The sequence below is a fragment of the Mycobacterium sp. E796 genome (assembly GCF_001672815.1).
In the GTDB taxonomy this organism is placed as follows: Bacteria; Actinomycetota; Actinomycetes; order Mycobacteriales; family Mycobacteriaceae; genus Mycobacterium.
Window position 1 is genome coordinate 1 of the sequence record NZ_LZKK01000074.1, and the last position, 737, is coordinate 737.

At 66.6% G+C, this 737-nt stretch carries 1 protein-coding gene; it reads left to right on the forward strand.

The window, feature by feature from the left end; all coding sequences use genetic code 11:
- The coding region (locus A5706_RS33450; RefSeq protein WP_068128410.1) for a Gfo/Idh/MocA family protein at window positions 1-699 on the forward strand (699 nt) is incomplete at its 5' end.
- Window positions 700-737 lie beyond the last annotated feature (38 nt).

Consider the following 737-nt stretch of genomic DNA (forward strand, 5'->3'; position numbering starts at 1 on the left):
CCGTTCACCGCCAATGCCGCCGAGGCCCGCGACATCGCCGAGCTGGCCGCGAAGTCAGATCGCGTCGTCATGGAGGCAATCCAATACCGCTACCATCCGTTGACTTCGCGCGTCGAGCAGATTCTCACGTCAGGCGAGCTGGGCAAGCTCGAGCGGATCGACGTCTCCTTATGCGTATTGCTGCCGAAGCGCTCCAACGCCAACGTCTACGACTACTCCCTCGCCGGTGGCGCGCTGATGGACGCCGGAGTCTACGCGGTTGACATGCTCCGCACTTTCGGCGGTTCGACCCCGGAAGTCGTTTCGGCTCGTGCGAAACTGGGCGGTCCCGAAGTGGACCGGGCTATGACGGCCGAATTGCGGTTCGCCGGCGGGCACACGGGCCGCCTGCACTGCGCGCTGTGGTCGTCGAACCTGTTTTGGGCGAGCGCCAAGGTGGTTGGGGATCGCGGCCGGCTGCGTTACCTCAGTCCGGCTGCTCCGCACTTGTTGCCCCGGCTCACGATCCGCTCGGCCGACGGCAAGCGGGTGGAGCGCTTCCCGCGCCGCACCAGCTATGCGTACCAGCTCGAGGCCTTCGCCGCGGCGGTGCTGCGCGGCGAACCGGTGAAGACGACGCCGGAAGGCGCGATCGAGAACATGTCCGTCATCGATACGATTTACCGCGCCGCCGGTCTCTCGCTCCGCGAACCGGCGTAAACGCCATGAACGCCGCGCCAGTCGACAGTCGAGGGGGT